Source organism: Oceanispirochaeta sp. (assembly GCF_027859075.1).
Classification (GTDB): domain Bacteria; phylum Spirochaetota; class Spirochaetia; order DSM-2461; family DSM-2461; genus Oceanispirochaeta.
In genome coordinates, this window is record NZ_JAQIBL010000153.1 from 1 (window position 1) to 3605 (window position 3605).

Annotated in this window: 1 protein-coding gene; it reads left to right on the forward strand. The window is 42.8% G+C overall.

All coding sequences use genetic code 11. The features are described from left to right. Positions 1-837: 837 nt before the first annotated feature. On the forward strand, positions 838-3605 hold a 2768-nt coding region (locus tag PF479_RS08590; protein ID WP_298004950.1), incomplete at its 3' end, for an MG2 domain-containing protein.

Consider the following 3605-nt stretch of genomic DNA (forward strand, 5'->3'; position numbering starts at 1 on the left):
ATTCAGGGCTTTGCTTGAAGGTTTATTGGAAAAATGAAATTACTAATAACCAGCAGCTTTCCGAAGAAGGGGAACGGGGCAGTGGCAGACAAAATTCAAGAATCCACAATAAAGCATAGCTGCTTCAACGATTGATTTGTGTCTGAATTTTTTCTCATGAACCACAACGAGTCTTCCGGAGACTGTTTTATTTCTTGAAGTGCTTGTCATTTGTTTAGTTTATTGATATTATACTTTTAACCATTCACTTGTGAGTGACTTGAAAACTGAAAAGTTATATACCTCATCCACTGAGGTTGAACTATATAGGTTTGTTTTGTTTTCCTACTTTGTAGCGTTTATATTTTATTTTTCATTTTACCTTTTGGTATGGATTGAAAATGGGAATATGATTGAGAATGTTAACAAATCAAACCACATGAGTCATTAGAATGATACGGTTTTTTACTTAGGTCATTATCCTTTTTAAGGAGAAACTCATTGCCTCTCTATGCTGGAGAGGTTTTTTTTCGCCCCCATCTTTTTACAGATTCAAAAACACACTAGATATCTCATCACCTACTGTAGTTTTAATTCATCTGACCCCGTAGGTGCATTTTTAAAACCGTGGTCACAAAGACTCTCACTATGCTTCTTCATATGATAAGGTAATTTGTGTCTCCCATTTATCGCATCCATAATTAATAAAAAATTCATTATAATGACATGTTTACTGATATCGTCCTATGATTTATGAGAGTAAAATTTCAAACAATAAATATGATTAGAAGGAATAATTTCTCCTGTAATTAAACATAGTGAAATATACTTGAGATAATCACTCCAAAGGATCATTCCATGAAGAAAAGCTTCCTGATACTGATGACAGCGCTATTAATATTTTCCTGCAGAGAAAAAGGTGATTCTTCAAAAGTCTCTGATCTTCCCGATGGGGAAGTTGTTGTCTCAAATCCTGCAGATTTTACAGGACTTATCTCCTCTTATACCGCAGGAATACTCAGCCGTGACAGTATGATTAAAGTTGTCCTGGCAAAGCCGCTGACTCATGATCTGTCTCACAATCAACTGCAGGATCTTTTTCAATTTGAACCGGCAGTGAAGGGTGTTACCAGCTTGAGTGAAAACGGAACTCTTCAATTTCAGCCGGAAGGTCCACTGAAGAGCAGCCAATATTATACAGTCCATTTAAAGCTGGGGCAGATCATGGCAGTCCCTGAAGATAAAAAGGAGTTCAGTTTTTCATTCTCCACCATTGTACAGGATATGGAAATTCTGATTGACAGGATTGATCCCGATGATTTAGAAACGTTGACCGTCATTGGCCGTATCAAAACAGCAGACAGGGCAGAAGATGATAATATTGAGAAAATCCTCACTTTTGACAGCGAGAATGTTTCTATCAGCTGGGAGCACGGCAGGGACAATCACAATTTTTCAATTGCAGGAATTCCCCGCAGTCAGGAAGCATCTATCTATAAGATTCAATGGTCCGGCAAAAGTATAGGAGTTGACCGGGAAGGTGAGGAAAAGATTGAGGTCCCGGCTTTGAATGTATTCAAATTTATGAGCTGGCAGAAAACAGTCCATCCTGACAAGACATTAGAACTGCATTTTTCCATGCCCCTTGATGCAGAGCAGGAAATCTCCGGCCTTGTGAGAATCGGAAATCAGGAGGTTCACAGCCTTAAAATTCAGGAGAACTGCATTATAATTTTTTATGAGAGACTGAGCATCAACAATGAAGAGCTGAATGTCAGTTCCTCTTTGAAGGATGATAAAGGAATTTCCCTGGGCCGGAATGTCGTCTTTAAAATTCCTGCTGCCCAGGAAAAGCCGATGGCTGAGTTTCTGACAAAGGGCGGCCTTCTTCCTGCGGGCGAGGGCTTCCTGATTCCCATGGAGGCTGTCTCTCTCAAAGCAGTTGATATCGAAATCATCCGAGTCTATGAAGATAATATGGTTCAGTTCCTCCAGGATAACAGTGATCTGAAAGGTGACTGGAATATGAACCGTGTAGGAAAGCCTGTTGCCTTTCGAACCGTCAGCCTCGAGGGCCGGGGGGTTGATAACCTTAATGTCAAAAACACATTTGAACTGGATCTTACATCCTGGGTTTCACCCGAGCCTGGTGCTCTTTATCAGCTTCGTTTATCTTTCAGACGTTCTCAATCTCTGTTCCCCTGTGAGGATGATCACAGTGAAGAGGATGATCTTCCTCTGAATAAGTCACAATGGGCGGGGCCCTCTTATAGCAGCATGTGGGATAATTATTACTATTCAGATTGGCAGAATCGGGATAATCCCTGTTCCAATACTTATTATGCCAGAAGAACCGATGAAGTCAGTTTTCTATCCTCCAGTCTGGGGGTCATTGCTAAAAAATCTGATGTCAGCGGTATGACCGTGTATGTTACCGATCTGAACAATGCAGGGCCGGTGGCTGGTGTAGATGTCGTTTTATATGATTTTCAGCAGCAGGGAATTGCCAGGGGGCTGAGTGACTCAGCCGGATATGTCTATCTGAACCCCGAAGGGGTTCCCTTTGCTCTTCAGGCATCCCGTGAGGGAATGAGCAGCTGGATGAGGGTTGATGATGGCTCCTCTCTTTCTGTAAGTGATTTTGAGATTGAAGGGGGCGATGTCAAAGAAGGTCTCAAAGGATTTATTTACGGTGAACGGGGTGTCTGGCGTCCCGGTGATGAAATCTATATGGGATTTATTCTTCAGGATGAACTTCATAAGCTCCCCGAAGATCATCCGGTTGTTTTTGAACTTCTTGATCCTGAAGGGAAGAGAGTTCAGAAAAAGATTTCCACAGCTTCCATAGCTGGAATGTACAGATTTCAGGTAAAAACTGATGATGAAGCACCAACCGGATTCTGGAGTGCCCGGGTGACAGTGGGCGGCAGTGTCTTCACAAAATCCATCAGGATTGAAACTGTTAAGCCCAATAGATTGAAGATCTCCCTGGACAGTATTGCAGATCCTCTTATTTCTGAGCTGACCCTGATTCCAATGGAAGTCCGGTGGCTCCATGGAGCCGTGGCAAGGAATATGAAAACAGAAACTGATATGGTCCTCAGTTCCAGAAAAACCAGTTTCACTGGATACTCCTCATTTGTGTTTGATGATCCCGGTAAGTCTTTCTACTCTTCTGGCGAAACTGTTTTTTCGGGCCGGATTGATGACCAGGGACGTACTGAAATACGTCTGCCCATTCCCTTTGAAGATAAGAGTCCTGGTTTTATGAATGTTGATCTCCAGACAAAAGTCTTTGAAGAGGGGGGAGATTTCAGTGTGACACGCCATGTGCTCGCCCTGTCCCCCTATGAAAGCTATGTCGGAATCAGAGCTCCCGCCGGTGATAAACAGAGGGGTATGCTTTTGACTGATGAAGATCATGAATTGGAGATTGTCAGCCTCAACAGAGACGGCAGTTTATCAGAGCGTAAGACTCTGGAAGTTGAAATGTATAAGCTGGACTGGAAATGGTGGTGGGACCGTTCGGAAGAAGATCTGGCCCGCTTTGTTTCCAGCAATTACCGTCAGGCTCTATCCCGGGGAAAAGTCACGTTGAATGCTGGAAAGGGCAGCTGGTCCTTCAG